The sequence below is a fragment of the Pedococcus aerophilus genome (genome assembly GCF_039532215.1).
Lineage (GTDB): Bacteria > Actinomycetota > Actinomycetes > Actinomycetales > Dermatophilaceae > Pedococcus > Pedococcus aerophilus.
In genome coordinates this window covers 1,525,847-1,549,731 of the sequence record NZ_BAAARN010000001.1, presented here as the reverse complement: position 1 = coordinate 1,549,731, position 23,885 = coordinate 1,525,847, and the positions used below count along the sequence as shown (strand labels likewise).

General features: G+C 70.9%; 19 protein-coding genes. 13 read left to right on the top strand and 6 right to left on the bottom strand.

Annotated elements, in window-relative coordinates:
• Positions 1 to 4 precede the first annotated feature (4 nt).
• Genes nuoF through ABD286_RS07305 form a run of 10 tightly spaced genes read left to right on the top strand, consistent with a single transcriptional unit; the run spans position 5 to position 13,124 of the window.
• Positions 5 to 1,318: an NADH-quinone oxidoreductase subunit NuoF gene (gene nuoF / locus ABD286_RS07350; protein WP_056917256.1), complete on the top strand. Its 1,314-nt coding sequence runs from the start codon at positions 5 to 7 to the stop codon at positions 1,316 to 1,318.
• Positions 1,315 to 3,831: an NADH-quinone oxidoreductase subunit G gene (locus ABD286_RS07345; protein WP_344191692.1), complete on the top strand. Its 2,517-nt coding sequence runs from the start codon at positions 1,315 to 1,317 to the stop codon at positions 3,829 to 3,831. The genes nuoF and ABD286_RS07345 overlap by 4 nt, the downstream gene beginning before the upstream one ends.
• 35 nt (positions 3,832 to 3,866) lie before the next feature.
• On the top strand, positions 3,867 to 5,234 hold the full coding sequence (nuoH, locus tag ABD286_RS07340) for an NADH-quinone oxidoreductase subunit NuoH (protein WP_344193302.1): 1,368 nt from the start codon (positions 3,867 to 3,869) through the stop codon (positions 5,232 to 5,234).
• A complete protein-coding gene (nuoI, locus tag ABD286_RS07335) occupies positions 5,227 to 5,955 on the top strand; it encodes an NADH-quinone oxidoreductase subunit NuoI (RefSeq protein ID WP_344191690.1) in 729 nt (242 codons plus the stop codon). Before nuoH ends, nuoI begins: the two co-directional genes overlap by 8 nt.
• Entirely contained in the window at positions 5,952 to 6,722 is a 771-nt protein-coding gene (locus ABD286_RS07330; RefSeq protein WP_344191689.1) for an NADH-quinone oxidoreductase subunit J, read from the top strand. The genes nuoI and ABD286_RS07330 overlap by 4 nt, the downstream gene beginning before the upstream one ends.
• Positions 6,719 to 7,018, top strand: coding sequence for an NADH-quinone oxidoreductase subunit NuoK (nuoK, locus tag ABD286_RS07325; protein ID WP_344191688.1), 300 nt, complete (start codon positions 6,719 to 6,721; stop codon positions 7,016 to 7,018). The genes ABD286_RS07330 and nuoK overlap by 4 nt, the downstream gene beginning before the upstream one ends.
• A 14-nt stretch (positions 7,019 to 7,032) precedes the next feature.
• Positions 7,033 to 8,985, top strand: coding sequence for an NADH-quinone oxidoreductase subunit L (gene nuoL, locus ABD286_RS07320; protein ID WP_344191686.1), 1,953 nt, complete (start codon positions 7,033 to 7,035; stop codon positions 8,983 to 8,985).
• Entirely contained in the window at positions 8,985 to 10,511 is a 1,527-nt protein-coding gene (locus ABD286_RS07315) for an NADH-quinone oxidoreductase subunit M (RefSeq protein ID WP_344191684.1), read from the top strand. The genes nuoL and ABD286_RS07315 overlap by 1 nt, the downstream gene beginning before the upstream one ends.
• The gene (gene nuoN, locus ABD286_RS07310; protein WP_344191682.1) at positions 10,511 to 12,109 is read left to right on the top strand and encodes an NADH-quinone oxidoreductase subunit NuoN; all 1,599 of its coding nucleotides are present in this window, start codon (positions 10,511 to 10,513) and stop codon (positions 12,107 to 12,109) included. The genes ABD286_RS07315 and nuoN overlap by 1 nt, the downstream gene beginning before the upstream one ends.
• Positions 12,110 to 12,122: 13 nt before the next feature.
• A complete protein-coding gene (locus tag ABD286_RS07305) occupies positions 12,123 to 13,124 on the top strand; it encodes a polyprenyl synthetase family protein (protein WP_344191680.1) in 1,002 nt (333 codons plus the stop codon).
• 101 nt (positions 13,125 to 13,225) lie between these two features.
• Here ABD286_RS07305 and ABD286_RS07300 read toward each other — a convergent pair whose 3' ends face one another.
• A complete protein-coding gene (locus ABD286_RS07300) occupies positions 13,226 to 15,277 on the bottom strand; it encodes a PhoX family protein (RefSeq protein ID WP_344191678.1) in 2,052 nt (683 codons plus the stop codon).
• 157 nt (positions 15,278 to 15,434) lie between these two features.
• Between ABD286_RS07300 and ABD286_RS07295 the strand changes: the two genes are divergently transcribed.
• The 3 genes from ABD286_RS07295 to ABD286_RS07285 all read left to right on the top strand — a co-directional run bounded on the left by ABD286_RS07295 (position 15,435) and on the right by ABD286_RS07285 (position 18,583).
• Positions 15,435 to 16,625, top strand: coding sequence for an alanine racemase (locus ABD286_RS07295; RefSeq protein WP_425565322.1), 1,191 nt, complete (start codon positions 15,435 to 15,437; stop codon positions 16,623 to 16,625).
• Complete coding sequence (locus tag ABD286_RS07290) at positions 16,622 to 17,965, top strand: D-arabinono-1,4-lactone oxidase (protein ID WP_344191676.1); 1,344 nt, start codon at positions 16,622 to 16,624, stop codon at positions 17,963 to 17,965. Before ABD286_RS07295 ends, ABD286_RS07290 begins: the two co-directional genes overlap by 4 nt.
• Before the next feature lie 114 nt (positions 17,966 to 18,079).
• Complete coding sequence (locus ABD286_RS07285) at positions 18,080 to 18,583, top strand: DinB family protein (protein ID WP_344191674.1); 504 nt, start codon at positions 18,080 to 18,082, stop codon at positions 18,581 to 18,583.
• Between the two features lie 143 nt (positions 18,584 to 18,726).
• Here ABD286_RS07285 and ABD286_RS07280 read toward each other — a convergent pair whose 3' ends face one another.
• Genes ABD286_RS07280 through ABD286_RS07260 form a run of 5 tightly spaced genes read right to left on the bottom strand, consistent with a single transcriptional unit; the run spans position 18,727 to position 23,870 of the window.
• A complete protein-coding gene (locus ABD286_RS07280; protein ID WP_344191672.1) occupies positions 18,727 to 19,794 on the bottom strand; it encodes a siderophore-interacting protein in 1,068 nt (355 codons plus the stop codon).
• The gene (locus tag ABD286_RS07275) at positions 19,791 to 20,699 is read right to left on the bottom strand and encodes an ABC transporter ATP-binding protein (RefSeq protein WP_425565321.1); all 909 of its coding nucleotides are present in this window, start codon (positions 20,697 to 20,699) and stop codon (positions 19,791 to 19,793) included. Before ABD286_RS07275 ends, ABD286_RS07280 begins: the two co-directional genes overlap by 4 nt.
• Complete coding sequence (locus ABD286_RS07270; protein WP_344191670.1) at positions 20,696 to 21,811, bottom strand: FecCD family ABC transporter permease; 1,116 nt, start codon at positions 21,809 to 21,811, stop codon at positions 20,696 to 20,698. Before ABD286_RS07270 ends, ABD286_RS07275 begins: the two co-directional genes overlap by 4 nt.
• The gene (locus tag ABD286_RS07265) at positions 21,808 to 22,830 is read right to left on the bottom strand and encodes a FecCD family ABC transporter permease (RefSeq protein WP_425565320.1); all 1,023 of its coding nucleotides are present in this window, start codon (positions 22,828 to 22,830) and stop codon (positions 21,808 to 21,810) included. The genes ABD286_RS07270 and ABD286_RS07265 overlap by 4 nt, the downstream gene beginning before the upstream one ends.
• 2 nt (positions 22,831 to 22,832) lie before the next feature.
• Complete coding sequence (locus ABD286_RS07260) at positions 22,833 to 23,870, bottom strand: iron-siderophore ABC transporter substrate-binding protein (protein WP_344191666.1); 1,038 nt, start codon at positions 23,868 to 23,870, stop codon at positions 22,833 to 22,835.
• Positions 23,871 to 23,885 lie beyond the last annotated feature (15 nt).

Below are 23,885 nucleotides of genomic sequence, written 5' to 3'. Positions count from 1 at the left end.
AGCCGTGGCCACCACGCTCACCCCGATCCTCACCAAGTTCTGGGACGACCCCCAGTCCTGGACCCTGGAGACGTACGAGAAGAACGAGGGCTACCAGGCGCTGAAGAAGGCGCTGTCGATGGCCCCTGCCGACCTCGTGCAGATGACCAAGGACTCCGGCCTGCGCGGTCGTGGCGGCGCAGGCTTCCCGACCGGCATGAAGTGGGGCTTCCTGCCCCCGCCGGACGGCGGCCCCCGCTACCTCGTCGTCAACGCCGACGAGTCCGAGCCGGGCACCTGCAAGGACATCCCGCTGATGATGGCTGCGCCGCAGTTCCTCATCGAGGGCTGCGTCATCACCTCCTACGCCATCGGCTGCAACCACGCCTTCATCTACCTGCGCGGCGAGGTCGTGCACGTCTACCGCCGCCTGCTGCGCGCGGTGGAGGAGGCGTATGCCGCGGGCCACCTCGGCAAGAACATCCACGGCTCGGGGTTCGACCTCGACATCACCGTGCACGCCGGCGCCGGTGCGTACATCTGTGGCGAGGAGACCGCGCTGCTCGACAGCCTCGAGGGCCGTCGCGGCCAGCCGCGCCTCAAGCCGCCGTTCCCGGCCGTCGCCGGTCTCTACGCGCGCCCGACCGTCGTCAACAACGTCGAGTCGATCGCCTCGGTCCCGCCGATCCTGCTCCACGGCGCCGACTGGTTCTCCGACATGGGCACCGCCAAGTCCCAGGGATTCGGCATCTTCAGCCTGTCGGGCCACGTCAAGCGTCCCGGCCAGTACGAGGCCCCGCTCGGCATCACGCTGCGCGAGCTGCTCGACATGGCCGGCGGCATGCGCGACCCCAACCACAAGCTGAAGTTCTGGACGCCCGGTGGCTCGTCCACCCCGCTGTTCACCGACGAGCACCTCGACACCCCGCTCGACTTCGAGTCGGTGGCGGCCGCGGGGTCGATGCTCGGCACCCGCGCCCTGCAGATCTTCGACGACACCACCTGCGTGGTGCGCGCCGTCGACCGCTGGACCGACTTCTACAAGCACGAGTCCTGCGGCAAGTGCACCCCGTGCCGTGAGGGCACCTGGTGGCTCAAGCAGATCCTCGGGCGCCTCGAGCACGGTGAGGGGTCCGAGGAGGACCTCGACAAGCTGCTCGACATCTGTGACAACATCCTCGGCCGCAGCTTCTGCGCGCTGGGTGACGGTGCGACGTCGCCGATCACCAGCAGCATCCAGTACTTCCGCGAGGAGTACCTCGCCCACCTCACCAACGGTGGCTGCCCCTTCGATCCGAGGGAGTCGTCGCTGTTCGCGAAGGAGAAGGCCACCGCATGACGGTCCAGACCAGTCCCAGCGCCGGCGGCAACGCCGTCAGCAAGGGCGGCGATGCCACGCCGCCCCCGTCCGTCGAGCAGGTCACGCTCACCATCGACGGCGTGGAGGTGTCGGTCCCCAAGAACACCCTGGTGATCCGCGCCGCCGAGGAGATCGGCGTCCAGATCCCGCGGTTCTGCGACCACCCGCTGCTCGAGCCGGTCGGCGCCTGCCGCCAGTGCCTCGTCGACGTCGCGACGCCCGGCCCCGACGGCAGTATGCGCGCCATGCCCAAGCCGCAGGCCTCCTGCACGATCACCGTGTCGCCCGGCATGGAGGTCAAGACGCAGCAGACCTCCGCCGTCGCCGACAAGGCGCAGCAGGGCGTCATGGAGCTGCTGCTCATCAACCACCCGCTGGACTGCCCGGTCTGCGACAAGGGTGGCGAGTGCCCCCTCCAGAACCAGGCGATGAGCAACGGTCGCGCGGTGTCCCGCTTCGAGGACGTCAAGCGCACCTACCCCAAGCCCATCAACATCTCCAGCCAGGTCCTGCTCGACCGAGAGCGCTGCGTCCTGTGCGCACGCTGCACCCGCTTCTCCGACCAGATCGCCGGTGACCCGTTCATCGCCCTGGTCGAGCGCGGTGCCCTCCAGCAGGTCGGCATCTACGAGCAGCAGCCGTTCGAGTCCTACTTCTCCGGCAACACGGTCCAGATCTGCCCGGTCGGCGCGCTGACCGGCGCGGCCTACCGCTTCCGCAGCCGTCCGTTCGACCTCATGTCGACGAGCAGCGTCTGCGAGCACTGCGCCTCGGGCTGCTCCATCCGCACCGACCACCGTCGTGGTGTCGTGCTGCGCCGCATGGCGATCAACGACCCGGCCGTCAACGAGGAGTGGAACTGCGACAAGGGCCGCTGGGCCTTCCAGTACGCGACCACCGGTGACCGCTTCCAGTTCCCGATGGTCCGTGACGAGGACGGCGAGCTCCAGGTCGCGTCCTGGCCCGAAGCCCTCGAGGTCGCGGCCAGGGGTCTGCGTGCCGCCAAGGGTGTCGGGGTGCTCGTCGGTGGCCGCGTGTCCGCCGAGGACGCCTACGCCTACTCGAAGTTCGCCCGCACGGTCGTCGACACCAACGACATCGACTTCCGCGCCCGCCCGCACTCGCAGGAGGAGGCGGACTTCCTCGCCTCCACCGTCGTCGCGACCGGCCCCGGTGGCTCGGCCGTGACCTACGCCGAGCTCGAGACCGCGAAGACGGTCGTCCTCGTCGGCTTCGAGCCGGAGGAGGAGAGCCCGATCGTCTTCCTGCGGCTGCGCAAGGCGCACCGCAAGAACAAGACAGCCGTGTATGCCGTCGCCCCGTTCGCGACGCGCGGCCTCGAGAAGCTCGGCGGCACGCTCATCCCGGCCGCGCCCGGTACCGAGGCCGAGGTGCTCCGTGCGCTCGGTGACGGCGTCACCGGGGACGGTGCTGCCGCGAAGGCGGCGCAGGCCCTGCAGGAGCCCGGCACCGTCGTGCTCGTCGGCGAGCGACTGGCCACCGTGCCCGGCGCGCTGTCCGCCGCCGCAGCCCTGACCTCGTCGGTCAACGCGCGCCTCGCCTGGGTGCCCCGCCGTGCCGGTGAGCGCGGTGCGCTCGAGGCCGGTGCGCTGCCGACCCTGCTCCCCGGTGGCCGCCCCGTCGCCGACCCCGCAGCCCGCCAGCAGGTCGCCGAGGCCTGGGACGTTGTCGGCCTGCCCGACACGCCCGGGCGTGACACCGCCGGAATCATCGCCGCGGCGACCACCGGCGAGGTCAACGCCCTCGTCGTCGGAGGCGTCGACGCCGCCGACCTGGCCGACCCGCGCGCCGAGGAGGCCCTCGCCAAGACGTTCGTCGTCTCGCTCGAGGTGCGTCCGTCCTCGGTGACCGAGGTCGCCGACGTGGTGTTCCCTGTCGCCGCCCACGCGGAGAAGGGCGGCACGTTCGTCGACTGGGAGGGCCGCACCCGGCCCTTCGCCACGGCGATCGACACCGCGTACAACTCCGACTACCGCGTGCTGGACATGCTGGCCGGTGAGCTGGGCTCCTTCCTCGGAGCACGCACGCTCACCGAGGTCCGTGCCGACATGAGCGCCCTCGGGCCGTGGGAGGGGCAGCGTCCCGCAGCCCCGTCCGTGTCCGTGGGCGAGGTGCCCAGCGCCGGTGACGGCCAGGCCGTCCTCGCGACCTGGCACCACCTGCTGGACCGCGGGTCGCTCCAGGACGGCGAGCCGTTCCTCGCCGGCACCGCGCACGCCACCCGGGCCCGCGTGTCCGCCGCCACCGCCGAGGCCTTCGGTCTCGTCGACGGCGACAGCGTCCGTGTGGCCGCCGGCCGCGGAGCCGTCACCGCGCCGGTCGAGGTCGTCGCAGGCATGGTCGACCACGTCGTGTGGCTGCCCACCAACTCCGAGGGCAGCCGGGTCCGTGCCACGCTGGGCGCCGACGCGGGAGCCCTCGTGTCGCTGACGAAGGCCGAGAGCGCCGTGGACAGGAAGGTCACCCCGTGAGCACCGTGACGTATGCCGCGCAGGCAGTCACCGCCCTGCCGCACCTCCCGGCCGGGCTGGCCTCGGCACCGTTCGCCGACAACCCCAGCCTCGACTTCAGCGACACCCCGTGGTGGCTGCACCTGGTCAAGGCGCTGCTCGTCTTCGTCTTCCTGCTCGTCAACACCCTCATCGTCATCTGGTTCGAGCGGCGTGTCATCGGCCGCATGCAGCAGCGCCCCGGTCCGAACCGCACCGGTCCGTTCGGTCTGCTCCAGACCCTGGCCGACGGCGTCAAGCTGGCCCTCAAGGAGGACCTGACGCCGAAGAACGCCGACAAGATCGTCTTCGCCCTCGCCCCGGTCATCGCCGGCGCCATGGCGTTCGTCTCGTTCGCGATCATCCCGCTGGGTCCGACCGTGTCGATGTTCGGCCACCAGACGCCGTTGCAGCTCACCGACATCCCCGTCGCCGTGCTCCTCGTGCTCGCGGTCGCCGGCGTGGGTGTCTACGGCATCGTGTTGGCCGGCTGGTCGTCGGGCTCGACCTACCCGCTGCTCGGTGGCCTGCGCTCCACCGCCCAGGTCATCTCCTACGAGATCGCCATGGGCCTGTCGCTCGTCGCCGTGTTCCTCTACTCCGGCTCGATGTCGACCTCGCAGATCGTGGCGGCCCAGAAGGACCTCTGGTACATCATCCCGGCGTTCTTCAGCTTCTTCGTCTACGTCATCACCATGGTCGGCGAGACCAACCGACTGCCCTTCGACCTCGCCGAGGGCGAGGGCGAGCTCACCGGTGGCTTCCACACCGAGTACTCCTCGCTGAAGTTCGCCATGTTCTTCCTCGGTGAGTACGTCAACATGTTCACCGTCGCCGCCCTGGCCACGACGATGTTCCTCGGCGGCTGGCAGGCACCTCCCGGCATCGCCGCGATCAACGACGGCATGTTCAACGAGGGCTGGTGGGGCCTGCTCTGGTTCGTCATCAAGCTCTGGCTGTTCATGTTCTTCTTCGTGTGGCTGCGCGGCTCGCTGCCCCGTGTCCGCTACGACCAGTTCATGCGGTTCGGCTGGAAGTTCCTCATCCCGGTCACCCTCGCCTGGGTCGTCGTCGTGGCCTTCATCCGCGGCAGCCAGCTCGGCTACTTCGGTGACGCGGCCCTGACCCTGGGCAACCGGCAGTTCCCGGTGTTCAGCATCGTCTTCGTCGTCATCGTCTCCCTGGGCGCGCTGCTCGCGGTGTGGGTCTGGGACAACAAGAAGATCGAGAAGGACGCTGCCCGCTCCGCGCCGGCCCCGGAGGAGATCGACCCGTTCGCGGGTGGGTACCCCGTGCCGCCCCTGCCCGGACAGCGCCTCAAGGAGCCGACCATGGCCATCAGCGACCGCACGGACGCAACCGACAAGGAGGCCGCTCGTGGCTGACCGACCTGCTGACAGAGCTGCTGACCGCCCGGCCGACGACAAGAAGACCGGGTTCTTCGCCGACCTCTTCGCCCCCGTCGGCGGGTTCGGCGTCACGTTCGCGACCATGTTCCGCAAGCTGGAGACCGAGGAGTACCCCGAGGAGAAGCGTCCGACGCAGCCCCGGTACCACGGTCGCCACCAGCTCAACCGGCACCCCGACGGGCTGGAGAAGTGCGTCGGCTGCGAGCTGTGCGCCTGGGCGTGCCCGGCCGACGCGATCCTCGTCGAGGGTGCGGCGAACGACGACAGCGAGGGTGGCGCCGGTCGCTTCTCGCCCGGCGAGCGCTACGGCCGCGTCTACCAGATCAACTACCTGCGCTGCATCTTCTGCGGCCTGTGCATCGAGGCCTGCCCGACGCGCGCCCTGACCATGACCAACTTCTACGAGCTCGCCGACAACAACCGCGGCGACCTCATCTTCACCAAGGAGCAGCTGCTCGGACCGTTGTCCGAGGGGATGCTGCCCGCGCCGCACCCGATGGTCGACGGCCTCGAGGAGCGCGACTACTACCAGGGCAAGGTCGCCCGGGCGACCCCTGAGCAGGAGGCATGGGTGAAGGAGCACGACGCCGCGCCCCAGGACGGGCTCGCCGCCACCGGCGACCCGGTCGAGGGTGTCGACACCGTGGTGACCGGCCAGGCCACCCGCGACAGCAGCGGAGAGGCGGTGCGCCGATGACCGGCACGGGTGAGCAGGTGCTCTTCTGGGTCCTCGGACCCCTCTCCGTGATGGGGGCCCTCGGGCTCATCTTCGCCAAGAAGGCCGTCCACGCCGCGCTCGGCATGGCCCTGGTCATGATCAACCTCGGCATCTTCTACATCGCGCAGGAGGCGGACTTCCTGGGCATCATCCAGATCTTCGTCTACACCGGCGCGGTCATGATGCTGTTCCTGTTCGTCCTCATGCTCGTCGGTGTCGACTCCTCCGACTCCCTGGTCGAGACGCTCAAGGGCCAGAAGTGGGCCTCGCTCGTCCTCGCCCTCGGCCTCGGTGCGCTGGTCTTCTCCGCGGTCGGGCGCGTGCAGTTCGGCCCGATGAAGGGGCTGTCCGGGGTCAACGACAACCCGGGCAACGTCACCGGCGTCGCCGAGCTCATCTTCGGCAAGTACGTCTGGACCTTCGAGATCACCTCGGCCCTGCTCATCACCGCCGCGCTCGGCGCGATGGTGCTGGCCCACCGCGAGCGCATCGGTGCCAAGCCGAGCCAGCGGCTGTGGTCCGAGCGGCGCATCCGTGACAACCGCAACGTCGCCGGCCTGCCGGCCCCCGGTGTCTACGCCCGCAGCAACGCGGTCGACACCCCGGCCCTGCTGCCCGACGGCACCCCGAGCGACCTGTCCGTCTCCCGCGTGCTGACCGCCCGTGAGCAGATCGTCACCCCCGTCCGCCACGTCGAGTCCGAGAAGGACATCGAGCACGAGATCGAGGAGGGCTCGCAGCGGTGAACCTCGTCAACTACATCTACCTCGCGACGATCCTGTTCGCGATCGGTGGGGCCACCGTCCTCATGCGGCGCAACGCCATCGTCGTCTTCATGGGCGTCGAGCTCATGCTCAACGCGACGAACCTGATGTTCGTGACCTTCGCGCGGATGAACGGCTCCCTCGACGGGCAGGTGATCGCCCTGTTCGTCATGGTGGTCGCCGCCGCCGAGGTCGTGGTCGGTCTCGCGATCATCATGGCCATCTTCCGTGCCCGCCGGTCGGCCTCGGTCGACGACGCCAACCTCCTGAAGCTGTAGAAGGGGCCTCGAAGGTGACTTCCCTCGCAACGCTCGCCGCTGCCGCAACCGCCGCTGAACCCGCGGCCGCGACCGCGGCAACCGGCATCACGGCATACGCGTGGCTCCTGGTGGCCCTCCCGCTGCTCGGTGCCGCCGTCCTCCTCCTCGGGGGACGCGCCACCGACAAGTGGGGTCCGCTGTTCGCGACCGCCATGTCGTGGGCCGCGTTCCTCGTCGGCGCCATCATCTGGATCTCGATGATCGGTCGCGACCACGAGTCGCGGGCCGCCTCGCTGCACCTGTTCAGCTGGGTGCCGGCCGGGTCGTTCAACGTCGACGCCGGGATGCTGGTCGACCAGCTGTCCGTGGTCTTCGTGCTGCTCGTGACCTTCGTCGGCTCGCTGATCCACGTCTACTCGATCGGGTACATGGAGCACGACCCGGACAAGCGCCGGTTCTTCGCCTACCTCAACCTGTTCGTGGCCGCGATGCTGCTGCTGGTCCTGTCGGACTCCTACCTGCTGCTCTACGTCGGCTGGGAGGGTGTGGGCCTCGCGTCCTACCTGCTCATCGGGTTCTGGAACCACAACCCCGCGTACGCGTCGGCCGCCAACAAGGCGTTCGTCGTCAACCGCGTCGGTGACTTCGGCCTGTCCGTCGCAATCATGATCATGTTCGCCGCGTTCGGCACCGTGTCCTTCGCCGGTGTCCAGCAGGCCGCCGAGGGAGGTGCAGGCGAGGGCGTCCTCACGGCCATCGGCCTGATGCTGCTGCTCGGTGCCTGCGGCAAGTCGGCGCAGTTCCCGCTGCAGAGCTGGCTCGGCGACGCCATGGCCGGTCCGACGCCCGTCTCGGCGCTGATCCACGCGGCGACCATGGTCACCGCCGGTGTCTACCTCGTCGTGCGCAGCGGCTTCATCTTCAACAACGCCCCCGACGCACAGCTCGTCGTCGTCATCGTCGGCGCGATCACGCTGGTCTTCGGTGCGGTCGTCGGTTGCGCCAAGGACGACATCAAGAAGGCCCTCGCGGCCTCCACGATGAGCCAGATCGGCTACATGATGCTCGCCGCGGGCCTCGGCCCGGTCGGTGCGGCGTTCGCGATCTTCCACCTGCTCACGCACGGCTTCTTCAAGGCCGGGATGTTCCTCGGGGCCGGCTCGGTCATGCACGGCATGAACGACCAGGTCGACATGCGCCGCTTCGGTGGGCTGTCCGGTGCCATGAAGATCACCTGGGCGACGTTCGGCCTCGGCTGGCTCGCGATCCTCGGTGTCCCGCCGTTCTCCGGCTTCTGGTCCAAGGACAAGATCATCGAGGCCGCCTTCATCGGTGAGGGCTGGCGCCCGTGGGTCTTCGGCTTCACCGCGCTCATCGGTGCCGGCATCACCGCGTTCTACATGTCGCGCCTGTTCTTCATGACCTTCCACGGCAAGAAGCGCTGGACCGATGACGTGCACCCGCACGAGTCCCCGCTGACGATGACGATCCCGATGATGGTGCTGGCCGTCGGCTCCGCGCTGCTCGGCCTCGTCCTGTCCATCGGTGGCACCTTCACGCACTGGCTCGAGCCGGTCGTGGGGGAGCACGGCGAGGAGCACCCGGTGCTGTCCGTCCCGGTCATCACCGGCCTCACGCTGCTGCTCGTCGCCGGGGGCATCGCGCTGGCCTGGATGCGTTACTGGCGTGACTCGGTGCCGCAGGCCCAGCCGACCGGTTCGCTGGTCACGCGGGCCGCACGCCGCGACCTCTACCAGGACGACGTCAACGAGGGTGTCTTCATGCGCCCCGGCCTGCACCTGACGCGCGCCCTCGTCTTCGCGGACAACCGCGGAGTCGACGGCGGGTTCGGTGGTCTGGCAGCGCTCGTCGGTGGCACCTCCAGCCGCCTGCGTCGCCTCCAGAACGGCTTCGCACGTTCCTATGCCCTGACGATGCTTGCCGGCGTCGTCGTGATTCTCGGTGCTCTGTGGGTGATCCAGTGATGACGAACTTCCCCTGGCTGACCGTGATCGGGTTGATCCCGCTCATCGGTGCTGCCGTCGTGGCCGCCCTCCCGGCAGGGGTGACCGACCGTGCCAAGCACATCGCGCTGGGCTTCTCCCTCGTGACGTTGGTGATGGGCATCGCCGCGGCGCTGCAGTTCTCCACCAAGTCCGACCAGCAGTTCCAGCTCACCGAGCAGCACGAGTGGATCCCGCAGTTCGGTGTCTCCTACGCCCTCGGCGTCGACGGCACCGCCCTGGTCATGATCCTCATGGCCGTCATCCTGACGCCGGTGTGCGTGCTCGCCGCGTGGAACGACGTGCCCGAGGGCGGCAAGCGCGAGAAGAACTACTTCGCGCTGATGCTGGTGCTGGAGACGTTCATGGTCGGCGTGTTCGCCGCCACCGACGTCTTCCTGTTCTACGTCTTCTTCGAGGCCATGCTCATCCCGGTCTACTTCCTCATCGGCTCCTACGGTGGCGCGCGTCGCCAGTACGCCGCGGTGAAGTTCCTGCTGTTCTCCCTCGCGGGTGGACTGGTGATGCTCGTGGGCGTCCTGGCGCTCTACCACTACGGCCCCGGCGGCTCGGACGGCTTCCTCGTCTCCAAGCTCACCGGGCTCGACCTCGGCACCACGCCCGAGCGCCTGATGTTCCTCGCGTTCTTCTTCGCCTTCGCCGTCAAGGCCCCGATGTGGCCGGTGCACACCTGGCTGCCCGACGCCGCGACCGAGGCGCGTCCCGCGACCGCGGTGCTGCTCGTCGGCGTGCTCGACAAGGTCGGCACCTACGGCATGATCCGCTTCTGCCTCCAGCTGTTCCCGGAGGCCTCGCAGTGGGCGACGCCCGTGGTCCTCACCCTCGCGGTCATCTCGATCATGTACGGCGCGCTGCTGGCCATCGGCCAGACCGACATCATGCGCCTGATCGCCTACACGTCGATCAGCCACTTCGGTTTCATCGTGCTGGGCATCTTCGCCCTGACCACGACCGCCGGCGCAGGGTCGACGCTCTACATGCTCAACCACGGCTTCTCGACGGCAGCGCTGTTCCTCATCGCTGCGATGCTCATCGCGCGTCGGGGCAGCAAGCGCATCCCGGACTTCGGTGGCTGGCAGCGGGTGACGCCCGGTCTCGCCGGCGTCTTCCTCGTCGCTGGGCTGTCCGGCCTGGCCCTGCCGGGTCTGAGCTCGTTCGTCTCGGAGTTCCTCGTGCTCGTCGGGACGTTCCAGCGCTACAAGTTCGCGGCCGTCGTCGCGACGGCATGCATCGTCCTGGCCGCGCTGTACATCCTGCTCATGTACAAGCGGATGATGACCGGCCCGAAGCCCGAGCTCGACACTCCTGTCCGAGACATCTCGATGCGCGAGAAGATCGTCGTCGCCCCGCTGATCGCCGCGTTCATCGTCCTGGGGTTCTACCCCAAGCCGGCGCTGGACGTCCTCAACCCGGCGGTCGCCAAGACCCTGAGCTACGTCGGTGTCACCGACCCGGCCCCCACCTCCGCTGACGGGAGCACGAAGTAATGCCCGCCGTGACCGTCCTGTCCACGCCGATGGTGCCGGCTGCCTTCCAGGCCGCCGACTTCAACTACGGCGCCATCGCCCCGATGCTCATCGTCATCGGTGGTGCCCTCGTGGGGGTGCTCGTCGAGGCCTTCGCGCCGCGCCGGATCCGCCACACCACGCAGGTGGCCCTGGCCCTGGCGACCCTGCTGGCCGCCTTGGTCGTCCTCATCACGGTCTCGGCCGACGAGGTCAACCGCGGTGCCACCCTCGCCCAGGCCGTCATCATCGACGGGCCGTCGCTGTTCCTGCAGGGCTCCATCCTCGCGATGTCGATCCTCGGTGTGCTCACCATGGCCGAGAAGTTCGGTGGCCAGGGGGCCGACGCCTTCACGCCCATGGGCGCGGCCGTCCCCGGCTCGCCCCACGAGGCCGCCGCCCTGCGCGCGGGCCTGGCGACCAGCGAGGTCTTCCCGCTGACGATCTTCGCCGTGCTGGGCATGCTGCTCTTCACGGCCGCCGGTGACCTGCTGACGATGTTCGTCGCGCTCGAGGTCCTCTCCCTGCCGCTGTACCTGCTGTGCGGACTGGCACGTCGTCGCCGCCTGCTCTCGCAGGAGGCGTCGCTGAAGTACTTCCTCCTCGGGGCGTTCAGCTCGGCGTTCTTCTTGTTCGGTGCGGCCCTGCTCTACGGCTACGCCGGCTCGCTCTACATCGCCGACATCGCGCGGGCGGTGACGGCCGCCTCGGGCGACCTCGAGGGCCTGCTCCTTCCTGGCGTGGTCTTCGTGCTGGTGGGCCTGCTGTTCAAGGTCGGCGCCGTGCCGTTCCACTCCTGGACCCCCGACGTCTACCAGGGCGCCCCCACCCCGGTCACCGGCTTCATGGCCGCGTGCACCAAGGTCGCCGCCTTCGGTGCGATCCTGCGCCTCGTCTACGTCGGCATCGAGGCCAACCGCTGGGACTGGCGCGGAGGCGTCATCGCCGTCGCCGCGATCACCATGGTCGTGGGTGCGGTCATGTCGGTCACCCAGACCGACGTCAAGCGCCTGCTGGCCTACTCCTCGATCGCCCACGCCGGCTTCATCCTCGTCGCCGTGCTGTCCTTCGACCGGACCGGTGTCTCGGGCACGATGTTCTACCTCGTCGCCTACGGATTCATGACGATCGCCGCCTTCGCCGTCGTCTCGATGGTGCGCCAGGGTGGGTCCGAGGCCTCGCACCTGTCCCAGTGGGCGGGCCTGGGCCGCAACCACCCCGTCGTCGCGGGTGTCTTCGCGTTCCTCCTGCTCGCCTTCGCCGGCATCCCGCTGACGTCGGGCTTCACCGCGAAGTTCGCCGCCTTCTCGCCTGCTGTCGCATTCGGTGGCCGCGCCGGGGTGTCGCTGGTCGTCATCGGTGTGCTGTGCAGCGTGATCACGGCGTTCGTCTACGTCCGCCTCATCGTGCTCATGTACTTCACCGAGCCGCCGGCAGGGGAGGCCGTCGTCGCCGAGACCGCGTCGCCGTACCTCACCGTCGCGATCACGGTGGGCACGCTCATCACGCTCGTCCTCGGCGTGCTGCCGGCGCAGGTCCTCGACCTCGCCGAGCGCTCGTCGCAGTTCATGCTGCGATGACCCGGACTGCTCGTTGAGCCCCACCCCACCGGTCCTGGCCCTCCCGGCCACCTCCGACGCCCTGAACGCCCGGCTCGTCGACGGCCTCGAGGCCGTCGACGCGCTGCTGCGGCGCGAGGTCGACCACGAGGACCCGTTCATCGCCGGTGCCAACATCCACCTCGCCGAGGCCGGGGGGAAGCGGTTCCGTCCGCTGCTCACCCTGCTCGCGTCCGAGGTCGGCTCCGGCGTCAACGACGACGTCGTCGCGGCGGCCACCGGTGTCGAGCTGACCCACCTCGCGTCGCTGTACCACGACGACGTGATGGACGAGGCGGACGTGCGCCGCGGTGCCCCGAGCGCCAACGCCAAGTACGACAACTCGACGGCGATCCTCGTCGGCGACCTGCTCTTCGGCACGGCGTCGTCGATCATCGCCGACCTCGGCCCGGAGGCCGTGAAGATCCAGGCCCGCACCTTCATCCGGTTGTGCGCGGGCCAGATCCGCGACACCCGCCGTGCCCCGGCAGGTGCCGACGCGATCGACTACTACCTGCAGGTCCTCGCCGACAAGACTGGTGTGCTCATCGCGACCGCTGCCCGGTACGGCGCGATGTTCAGCGGGTGCGACGCCGCGACCACCGAGACGCTGCGGGAGTACGGCGAGCGGCTCGGCATGGCGTTCCAGCTCGCCGACGACCTCATCGACATCGCCTCGGACCCCGAGGACACCGGCAAGACGCCGGGCACGGACCTGCGTGAGGGCAAGCGGACGCTGCCGGTCCTGTACGCCCTCGCGTCGACCGACCCGGCCGACGCCCGGCTCCAGGAGCTGCTGCTCTCCGAGACCCAGGACGACGCGACCGTCGCCGAGGCCCTGGCGCTGCTGCGGGTCCACCCCGCCATGGAACGCGCGCAGGAGCGCACCAACGCCGTGGCCGCCGAGGCCACTGCCGCTCTGGCCGGTCTGCCGGACAGCGAGGCCAAGGCCGCCCTGGCCGCGTTGGCGACCAGCGTCGTCACCCGCGTCGGCTGACGCACCTTCCCCGAGCCGCCGACGTCGCACCCCACGCGACAGAGGCGCCATACCGCCCACGACAGGGACGGTATGGCGCCTCGGCGCACCGGTGCGCGGGGTCAGCGCTGGCGGATCTGGATCACGCTGGGGCGGGGCTGTCCGTCACCCTGGTAGGGGAACTGGCTGGCCGGGGCCGCCGGTGAGGCGCCCTCGGTCTCGCCCGGGTGCTGGACCGCCGCGAGGACCGTCTTCTGGTCCCAGGTGACGAGCGGGCCGCAGCACTCGGAGTAGGCCGGCACCGAGAGGAACTGCTGCAGGTGACCCTTGTGCGGGCCGGACAGCGGGTAGAGGTACATCCCGTCGCAGGCGCCGAGCGCGTTGCCGTCCGTCGCGATCCACATGTTGCCCTCGTGGTCGAAGGCGACGTTGTCGGGGCAGGAGATCGGCGAGACCTCGGACCGGTCGTACCCGTTGAAGTAGGTCGTCGGGTCGTTGGGGTCACCGGCGATGAGGACGATCTTCCAGGTGAAGGTCGTCGTCGTGTCGTCACCGCGGGAGGGGACGAGCTCGATGATGTGCCCGTGCTTGTTGTTGGCGCGCGGGTTGGCCTCGTCGATCTGGCTCGGCTGGCGGCTGGAGTTGTTGGTGCAGACGACGTAGGTGCGGCCGTTGACGAGGTTCGGCTCGACGTCCTCGGGGCGGTCCATCTTCGTCGGGCCGACCTTGTCCGCGGCCAGACGCGTCCAGACGAGCACCTCGGCGACGCTCATGCCCGCGACGTACGACGTGTCGTCGACGACGAGCGGCAGCCAGTAGCCGGTGCCGTCGCTGATGCCGTCCTCGAACCCGTCACCGGTGAACTTGGCGACGTACAGGTCGCCGGAGGACAGCAGCGAGAGGTTGTTCTGGCGGGCCTTGCGCGAGTCGCCCTTCTGGTACTTCCCGTGCGAGACGAACTTGTAGAGGTAGTCGAAGCGCTCGTCGTCACCCATGTAGGCGACGACCCGGCCGTCGGGAGCGATGGTGACGTTGGCGCCCTCGTGCTTGAGACGGCCCATGGCGGTGTGCTTGACCGGGGTGGAGGACGGGTCCGACGGGTCCAGCTCGACGACCCAGCCGAAACGGTTGACCTCGTTGGGCTCCTGCACGGCGTCGAAGCGCTGGTCCACGCGCTCCCAGCCGCGGCCCTTCGAGCCGGTCAGGCCGTAGCGCTTGTACGCGTCGGCCTGGTCGGCCGGGGCGGTCGCAGCGGAGAAGTAGCCGTTGAAGTTCTCCTCACCGGACAGCACCGTTCCCCAGGGGGTGACACCGCCGGAGCAGTTGCCGAAGGTGCCGAGCACGCGGCGGCCTGAGGTGTCCGCCGAGGTCTTGAGGAGCGTGTGGCCGGCGGCCGGGCCGTCGACCTGGAACGGCGTGGTGGCGGTGACGCGGCGGTTGACGCGGTCGATCCGCACGTGGCGCCACTGGTCACGGGGGTTGCGGCGGCGCACGGCGACGACGGACATGCCGTGGGCGGCCATGCTGATCCGCAGCTGCTCGTTGGTGAGGCCGGCCGAGCCGGTGTAGCCGCGGAACATCAGGTCGTCGTTGGTGTACTCGTTGTTGCACACCAGGGTCCCGCGGTTGGCGTCGGGGCCCGGGATGAGGACGGTGTAGTCGTTGTTGTAGCCGAACTGGCCCTCCTGGGCCTTGGCGCTCTGCTTCTCGAAGTCGAACTCCGGCGCGCCCGAGATGATCGGGTCGCCCCAGCTGATGATGGTCGACCAGACGAAGCCCTCGGGCACGACGACCTTGTCGGTGCCGGCCGGCTGCGGCTGGATCGGGGTGAAGCCGAACGGCGACTTCGAGCCCTTGGGGGCCGTGGCGGGGGTGCCGGCGGGTGCCGCGGCGGGGGCCGCCGCGGCGGCACCGGTCCCGGCGAACGCGCCGAGGCCCACGACGGCAGCAGCGAGGCCACCACCCTTGAGGACGTTCCGGCGTGAAGCGAGCGAGGAGACCAGGTCGCCGAAGTAGGAGTTGTCGGTCTCGTTCGGCACCGGCTTGCTGCAGGCGTCGTCGCACTTGAACTTGCAGGTCATCGCAGAGCGGCCACCCTGGTGGGTGCGCAGCAGGGGGAGCACGGTGCGCTGGGGGGTGGGCGCAGGGCTGCGCTCGGGCGCGGGTGCGGACATCGGGTTACCTCCGGTGGGAACGTGGGGCGCCCGCCTCCAGACTGGGCCGGGCCGCCTCGCTCACGCTAGGAACCGGGGGCGGAGACCGGGCGGCGTCCGGGTGAACCCTTGGTGATCTTCGGTGAACAGCAGGTATGGCGCCGGTAGGGTCGGGAACGTGACCCTGCTCCGGGGCGTCCCCCTCGACGCCGGCCCCGCGGGGGTCTCTGCTGCCTGGGACCTCGCGACCGCGGGGCTGCCCGCCCCGCTGGCGGTGGTCGACCTCGACGCGTTCGATGCGAACGCCGACGACCTCGTGCGTCGGGCGGGCGGCCTGCCGATCCGCGTCGCGTCCAAGTCGGTGCGCTGCCGGTCGCTGCTCCAGCGGGTGCTGGCCCGTCCGGGGTTCCACGGCGTGATGGCGTACTCCGTGCGCGAGGCCTGCTGGCTGGTCGACTCCGGTCTCGAGGACGTCTTCGTCGCCTACCCCAGCGTCGACGTGCTGGCAGTCGCCGAGCTGGCGCTGGACGGCTGGGCAGCCCGCCAGGTCACCCTCACGATCGACTCCCTCGACCACGTCCGCCTGCTCGCGGGGCTGCACCGACCGCACGGCCTGCGGGTGGCCGTCGACGTCGACGCCTCGCTGCGCGTCGGGCCGGTCCACATCGGCGTGCGCCGGTCGCCGGTGCGCACCCCCGAGGACGCCGCGGTCGTGGCGCGGGCGGCTGCCGACGCGGGCCTGTCCGTGGTCGGGCTGATGTTCTACGACGCCCAGGTCGCAGGGCTGCCCGACAGCTCCCCGGCGGTGCGCTTGGTCAAGGCGCGGTCCTCGGCGTCGCTGATGAACCGTCGGCAGGCGGTCGTCGCCGCGGTGCGTCGGGTCGCCGACCTCGAGTTCGTCAACGGTGGCGGCACCGGCTCGGTCCACCTCACCGCGCTCGATCCGGCCGTCACCGAGGTGGCTGCCGGCTCCGGGCTGTACGGCCCGACGCTGTTCGACGGGTACGACGACTTCAGCCCGAGACCTGCGGCGGCCTTCGCCCTGGCGGTCACCCGGCGCCCGGGGCCGGGGTTCGTCACCGTGTCCGGGGGCGGGTTCATCGCCTCGGGGCCGCCCGGGTGGGAGCGGCTGCCTGCGGTGTTCGGCCGGCGGGGACTGCGACTCGTCCGGCGCGAAGGTGCCGGCGAGGTGCAGACCCCGTTGCGGGGCAAGGGCGCTCGCGACCTGTCCGTCGGCGACCGGGTGTGGTTCAGGCACGCCAAGGCCGGCGAGCTCTGCGAGCGCTTCAACGCCCTGCACCTCGTCAGCGGCACCGACCTCGTCGAGACCGTGCCGACCTACCGCGGCGAAGGACGGAACTTCGGGTGAGCACACCGACCAGCGCGACCACCCCGACGACGACGAGCGGGGCCACCTGGACCAACTGGGGCCGCAACCAGACCTGCCACCCCGCCGAGGTCGTGGTCCCCAGGGACGTCGACGAGCTCAGGGCGACGCTCGCGCGGGCGCACACCCGCGGCATACCGGTCAGGGCGGTGGGCTCGGGGCACTCCTTCGCACCGGTCGCGGTGACCGACGGGCTGCAGCTGCGGCTCGACCACCTGGCCGGGACCACGGCGTTCGACGCGGAGGCGGCACGGGTGACGGTGGGCGCCGGCACGCCGCTGCACGTCCTCAACCCCGCCCTCCAGGCGCTCGGCCTCGCGCTGCCCAACCTCGGGGACATCGACCGCCAGACGATCAGCGGCGCGATCTCGACCGGGACGCACGGATCGGGGCTGCGGCGGCAGGGGATCGCCTCGGCCGTGGTGGGCCTGACGCTCGCGCTCGCCGACGGCTCGCTGCTGCGGTGCTCGGCGGACGTGGAGCCCGAGGTGTTCGCTGCCGCCCGCGTGGGTCTCGGGGCGCTCGGCGTCATCACCGAGGTCGAGCTGCAGTGCGTGCCGGCGTTCAGGGTCCACGCCAAGGAGTTCACCGCCGACCTCGCCGAGGTGCTGGCCACCGTCGACGACGACGTCAGGGCGCACGACCACGTCGACATGCACTGGTTCCCGCACACCCCGCGGGTCCTGGTGAAGCACAACGACGACGTCGGCGCGGACGACCCGGGCCGGGTGCTGCCCGCGTGGCGCGAGAAGCTCGACGACGACGTCCTGTCCAACGGCTTCTTCGAGCTGGTCAACAGGGTGGCCACCCGTGCGCCCCGCATCGTCCCGCGGCTTGCGCAGGTGACCGCCCGGACGTTGTCCGACCGGGAGTTCACCGGCGACTCGTGGCGGGTGTTCTGCTCGCCGCGGCGGGTCCGGTTCCGGGAGATGGAGTACGCCGTGCCGCTGACGTCCTTCGTGCCGGTCGTCACCGAGCTGCGTGCGTGGATCGACTCCCACGACGTCTCGCTGCCGTTCCCCGTGGAGCTGCGCTTCACCGGCGCGGACGACATCTGGCTCTCGACCGCCCACGAGCGGGACAACGCCTACGTCGCCGTGCACCAGTACCACCGCCTCGACGACGGCGGCGTCTTCGCGGCGTTCGAGGCGATCGTGGCCGAGCACGCCGGGCGACCGCACTGGGGCAAGCTGCACACCCTGGGTGCCGACCAGCTGCGTGCGCTCTACCCGAGGTTCGACGACTTCCGTATCGTGCGCGATCGCCTCGACCCCGACCGCACCTTCACCAGCGACCACGTCCGCCACCTCCTCGGCGACTGACCCCCCTCCCCGCGACTTCGTACCCGTAGTTCCGCTTCTGAAGGGCTCGACGCAGGGTGTGAGCGGGTTGGCGGGTACGAAGTCGCAGCGCTGACGGCTCGCTAGGGTGCGGGGATGGTGAGGGACGAACCGCGCACGGGCGACGAGACGACGGTCCTGGTGGCGGCGCTGCAGAGCCACCGCGACGTGATGCTGTGGAAGCTCGACTGCCTCAGCGACGAGCAGCAGCGGTGGTCGCCGGTCCCCAGCGGGACCAGCCTGCTCGGGCTGGTCAAGCACTTGGCGAACTCGGAGTACGGCTGGTTCTGCGAGACCTTCGGGCGGCCGCACGAGCCCCTGACCGACATCTCCGAGGACCTCGAGGCCGACATGCGTGCGTCGCCGGGGGAGACCACGGCCGAGATCGTCGACTTCTACCGACGGTCCTGGGCCGCGGCCGACGCCTCCATTCGCGAGCTCGGGCTCGACGCCCTCGGCACGTCCTATGCCGGCAACACCGTCAGCCTCCGCTGGGTGCTGGTCCACATGATCGAGGACACGGTCCGGCACGCCGGCCACGCCGACATCCTGCGCGAGCTGATCGACGGTGGCGCCGGCCACCACGTCCCGCAGGCCTGACCCCACCGACTCCGCCGCACAACGTCGCGCTTTCCGTCCGACCTCGTACCCGCAGTTCCGCTGATCGGCCGCTCCACGCGGGGCTTGAGCGGGTTGGCGGGTACGAAGTCGCTGCGGAAGGGAGGGGCGTCGTGGCGCGGTAGCTAGGAGCGCATGGCGACGCCTTCGCGCCAGTACCCCATGAAGGCCACCCGGGACCGCTCGACGCCGAGCTCGGAGACGAGCACCCGACGCAGCGCGCGGACGCACCACGACTCCCCGGCGATCCACGCATACGTGTCGCCGAGGTCGGGCCGGGGCGAGGTGGGGACGGACGCGGCCCCCACGGGTCGGGTGGCGGACGCGGCTGGGTCGCCGAGGTCCTCCCCGGCGGAGGAGTAGCGCGGGGTCTCCCACACCTCGACGTCGAGGGTGCTCGGCACCTCGGGCAGCGGGGCGTCGAGGTCAGCGGGCGGGAGGCCGAGGTGGGCGCGGACCGCGGCGACGAGGGGGCGGCCCTGTCGCGCGCCGTCGCGCGGCAGCCACGTGACGTCGACGAGGTCGTGCCCCGGCAGCACCGGGATGTCGGCCGCGGTCGGCACCTCGACGAACGCGTGCCCGGTGTACCCCGGGCCGATGTCCTCGAGGATCCGCGCGATCGCCGGCAGTGCCGTCTCGTCACCGATGAGCAGCAGGTCCCGCAGGTCGCCCGGCTCGAACTCCGTGCCGCCGTACATCGGCGACCGGCGGTGCGGGCCGACGATGTGCACGACGTCGCCGACGGCAGCGGACAGGGCCCACCGGCACGCCGGCCCCAGGGCCGAGTCCTGGCCGCCGGAGCCGTCCAGGCTGTCGGAGTCGCCGCTGGCCTCGTGGACGACGAAGTCGGTGACCAGCCGGACCTCGTCGCGGGCCGTGGTGATCTCGCGGATCGTGTACGTGCGCATGGGCGAGCGCTCCGCGTCGGGCATGGCCCGCCAGGACTCCTGCCACTGCTCGGGGGTCGAGGCGGGCGCGGGGAGCAGGCCGGTCGGTCCTGGGAAGACCACCTTGAACCGCGTGTCGAACCCGTCCGCCGTGCTGAGGTCGGCCAGGCCGGGGCCGCCGAAGGTGACCCGCATGAACGCCGGGCTGAGGCGTTCGACGGCCTCGACGCGGACCGGCGTGACCAGGGTGGTGGGCTCGCTCGTGGTGGCGACGGCGGTGGTGGCGACGGTCGTGGCAGTGCTCACGGGGTTCCTCCGTTGGGTATGGCGCGCGGCTGGTTCCGGCGACGGTCCGGCTGGGGGGCTTCGGTCGGTCGGGGCTGGTGCCGCCCGACGGGCACCACCATCGGGGTGTGCGAGACCGGGTCGGGCACGACGCGACAGCGCATGCCGAAGACCTCGAGCACCGACTCCTCGGTGATGACCTGCGCGGGCGGGCCCTCGGCCACGACCTTCCCGTCGAGGAGCGCGACGACGTGGTCGGCGTACCGCGCCGCGAGGTTCAGCTCGTGCAGCACCATGACCACGGTGGTGCCGCGGGTGGCGTTGAGCTCGGCGAGCAGGTCGAGGACGTCGACCTGGTGGGCGACGTCGAGGTAGGTGGTGGGTTCGTCGAGCAGGAGCAGGTCGGTCTCCTGCGCGAGCGCCATCGCGATCCAGACGCGCTGGCGCTGCCCGCCGGACAGCTCGTCGACGACCCGGTCGGCGAGCTCGAGGGTGTCGGTCGCCTCCAGGGCGCGGATGACGGCCTGCTCGTCGGCGGTCGACCACCGTTGGAACCGCCCGTGGTGCGGGGTGCGACCCCGACCGACGAGGTCGACGACGGTGACGCCCTCGGGGCAGACGGGGTTCTGCGGGAGCAGGCCGAGTCGCTGCGCCACGTCGCGGGTCCCCATGGCGTGGATGGAGGACCCGTCGAGCACGACCTGGCCCGACGACGGCTTGAGCAACCGCGCCATACCTCGCAGGAGCGTGGACTTGCCACATGCGTTGGCACCGACGACGACCGTGATCTTCCCGTCGGGGACGGCGGTGGAGACCTCGTCGACGACGACCCGGTCGCGGTAGCCAAGGGTGACGTCCTCGGCACGCAGCCGGCTGCCGCGGACGGTCCCGGTGTCGACGTGGCTGGGGTGGGTCAGGGTGGTCACGAGGTGCTCCTCGAGGTTCGGCCGGTGGCGAGCAGCCACAGCAGGAACGGCGCCCCGAGGGCGCCGGTGACGACGCCCACGGGCAGGTTGGTGTCGGCGACGAGGTAGGCGCCGATGTAGTCGGCGCCCGTGACGAGCGCGGCGCCGGTGAGCGCCGCGGCGAGCAGCGACGTGCGTCCGGCGTTGAGGGCGCGGGCGATCGGCCCGGCGAGGAACCCGGCGAAGGACACCGGGCCGGCTGCCGCGACCGCGACGCTGACGAGGAGCACCGCGAGCCCGAGCAGCAGGTCGGTGCGCCGCGGGGAGGACCCGAGGGCCGTCGCGGTGTCGCGGCCGAGCTCGGTCAGGCGCAACGACCGGGCACACCAGGCGACCAGCGGCAGCAGCACGGCGAGCGCCACTGCGAGCTGGGTGACGAGGGTCCAGTTGGCGGCCGCGAGGCTGCCGGTGAGCCAGATGAGGGCAGCCTGCGCGTCGTAGATGTCGGCGCGGGTGAACAGGTACTGCACGACGGCGGACAGGAACGCCGCGGACCCGACCCCGACGAGGACGAGCCGGTATCCGGCGTGGTCACCGGCGACGAGACGGATCACCGCGCAGACCCCGAGGGCGCCCACCACGGCGAACGCCGACACGGCCGGCCCGGACAACCCGAGCGTCACGATGGCGAACACGGCCGCGGCGCTCGCGCCCATGCTGACGCCGATGACGTCGGGGCTGGCGAGGGGGTTGCGCAGCGTGGTCTGGAAGATCGCGCCACCGAGGCCGAACGCCGCCCCGACGAGCAGCCCGAGCGTGGCGCGGGGGAGCGTCGAGTCGAGGACGATGAACGTCGCGCCGGGGATCTGCGCCCCGCCGAGGATGCGGATGAAGTCGGGGATGGTGACGGTGAAGTCGCCGAGGAGGACCCGCACGAGGAACGTGCCGAGCGCCAGGACCGCCAGCGACCCGACGACGACCCGACGGCGGGCGGTCGTGCGACGTCGGGCCCGGCGGACGACCTCCACGGCGGACGGGGACGCGGTGTCGCGCGCGGCAGGGGTGAGCCCTGCTGAGGCGCTTGGGGTGGCGCGGGCCTGCGACGGGGCGCAGGTGCTGGTCGGGGTGCTCACAGCGCCCCCATCCGGCCGCGGCGGACGAGCGCCAGGAAGACAGGCACCCCGACGACGGCGGTCATGATCCCCACCTGCACCTCGGTGGGCGGCAGCACGACCCGGCCGGCGGTGTCGGCCAGGACCACGAGGGCAGCGCCCAAGGCCAGGCTCGTCGGCAGCACCCGGCTGTAGTCGACGCCCACCATCATGCGGGCGAGGTGGGGGGCGAGCAGGCCGACGAAGACCACGGGTCCGGCCAGTGCGGTGGCGCCGCCGCACAGCAGGACGATCGCGAGGCCGGCGACCACCCGGTCGAGCCCGGCCCGCCGCCCGAGGCCGCGCGCGAGGTCGTCCCCGAGCGCCATGACGTTGAGCAGCCGGCCCCCGACGAGGGCGAGGACGGCTCCGACGAGCAGGAACGGCAGCACCGGCCACACGACGTCGAGCGCCCGCCCGCCGACGGTGCCGACCTGCCAGAACCGGAAGGTGTCGAGGGTCTGCCGGTCGGTGAGCAGCAGCGCGGTGGTCCAGCTGGACAACCCTGCGGTCAGCGCCGCCCCGGCCACGGCGAGCTTCACGGGGGTGGCGCCTCCGTGGCCGAGGCCGGCGATCGCGTGGACGGTCACCGCGGCGACCGCGGCGCCGAGGAAGGCGAACCACAGGTAGCCGCTCAGCTCGGCGATCCCGAAGACGGAGATCGCCAGCACCATCGCCAGCGCCGCGCCGGCGTTGACCCCGAGCAGGCCAGGGTCGGCGAGCGGGTTGCGCGTCAGTCCCTGCATGGTCGCCCCGGCGAGGCCGAGGGCGCCACCGGCGACGAGCCCCACGACCGTGCGCGCGACGCGCGCCGACACGACGGCCTGGTCGGGGTTCGCGGGGTCGAAGGCCGACAGCGCGGCCCAGACCTCGTGCAGCGGTATCGCGCGTGAGCCCACCGTGAGCGACAGGGCCGCCCCCACGGTGACCACGGCCACGAGGGCCGCGGTCACCGCGGGCGGACGTCGCCGACCGGTGGTCGGGCTCACGATGGTCGCCATGGTCAGGCGGCGCGGTCGACCGCAGCGGCGACGAGCGGGACGAACTTGTCCATCGCCCAGGGGATGGCCAGCGGGGAGGGCGCCGAGAGGCCGAGGGAGTCGGTCTTGTTGGACGCGTCGACCCAGCCGCCGGAGGCGAAGGCCGGGATCTGGCGCAGCAGGGGGTCCTTGAGGTACTTCTCCATCTCGCCGCTGGCCTCGGTGTAGGTGACGAAGACATCGGCGTCGAGCGTGGCGGCCTGCTCGGCGGAGATGGTCTTGAAGAACTCCGTGCTGCCGGCGCTCAGCTTCTCGACGACGGGGGAGTTCTCCATGCCGAGGTCGACGAGCAGGCGCGGGCGGTTGTCGAGCGGTGTGTAGTAGCTGATCGACGAGGTGTCTGTCGGGGTGAGGGCGCCGAAGATGAACGACTTGCCCTGGGTCTGCGGGTACTTCGTCGCCGCTGCCGCGATCGAGGCCTCGGTCTCCTGCTTGAGGGTCGCTGCCTGCGTCGTGCGGCCGAGGGCCTTCGCGACGAGGTCGAGCGAGGTCTGCCACGAGGTGCCCCAGGCCTCGCCCGGGTAGGCGATGACGGGGGCGATCTTGGAGAGCTTGGTGTACTCGTCCTTGGTGATCCCGGAGTTGGTCGCGAGGATCAGGTCGGGCGCGAGCCCCGCGATCTCCTCGACGGGGGCGCCGTCGGCGTCGCTGTACCGCGCGGGCTGGGAACCGCCCAGCTCGGCGAGCTCGGCGTCGTACCAAGGGGTCGAGCCCTGGGCGTTGCCGCCCCAGGTGATCTTGACGGCGCCGACCGGGGCGACGCCGAGCGCGAGGGCGAAGTCCTGGTCGGACCAGCCGAGCGTCGCGACCCGCGTGGGGGCCTTCTCGATCGTCGTCGAGCCGTGGGCGTGCTCGATGGTGACGGGGAAGGCGCCGGCGTCCACGCCCGAGGAGGCAGGCGCAGCGGCGTCGGTCGAACCGGAGGCGCCGGTGCTGCAGGCGGCGACGGAGAGGGCGAGGAGGGCCGCCGCCGAGGCGGCCACGAGGCGAAGGGGTCTCATGTTAGGAGAGCCTAA

Bases quoted from the DNA above. Each gene is read 5' to 3' on its own strand.
- ABD286_RS07315 (WP_344191684.1), top strand. From the start codon at position 8,985: ATGACGAACTTCCCCTGGCTGACCGTGATCGGGTTGATCCCGCTCATC.
- ABD286_RS07260 (WP_344191666.1), bottom strand. From the start codon at position 23,870: ATGAGACCCCTTCGCCTCGTGGCCGCCTCGGCGGCGGCCCTCCTCGCC.
- ABD286_RS07345 (WP_344191692.1), top strand. From the start codon at position 1,315: ATGACGGTCCAGACCAGTCCCAGCGCCGGCGGCAACGCCGTCAGCAAG.
- ABD286_RS07330 (WP_344191689.1), top strand. From the start codon at position 5,952: ATGACCGGCACGGGTGAGCAGGTGCTCTTCTGGGTCCTCGGACCCCTC.
- ABD286_RS07265 (WP_425565320.1), bottom strand. From the start codon at position 22,830: ATGGCGACCATCGTGAGCCCGACCACCGGTCGGCGACGTCCGCCCGCG.
- nuoN (WP_344191682.1), top strand. From the start codon at position 10,511: ATGCCCGCCGTGACCGTCCTGTCCACGCCGATGGTGCCGGCTGCCTTC.
- ABD286_RS07285 (WP_344191674.1), top strand. From the start codon at position 18,080: ATGGTGAGGGACGAACCGCGCACGGGCGACGAGACGACGGTCCTGGTG.
- ABD286_RS07300 (WP_344191678.1), bottom strand. From the start codon at position 15,277: ATGTCCGCACCCGCGCCCGAGCGCAGCCCTGCGCCCACCCCCCAGCGC.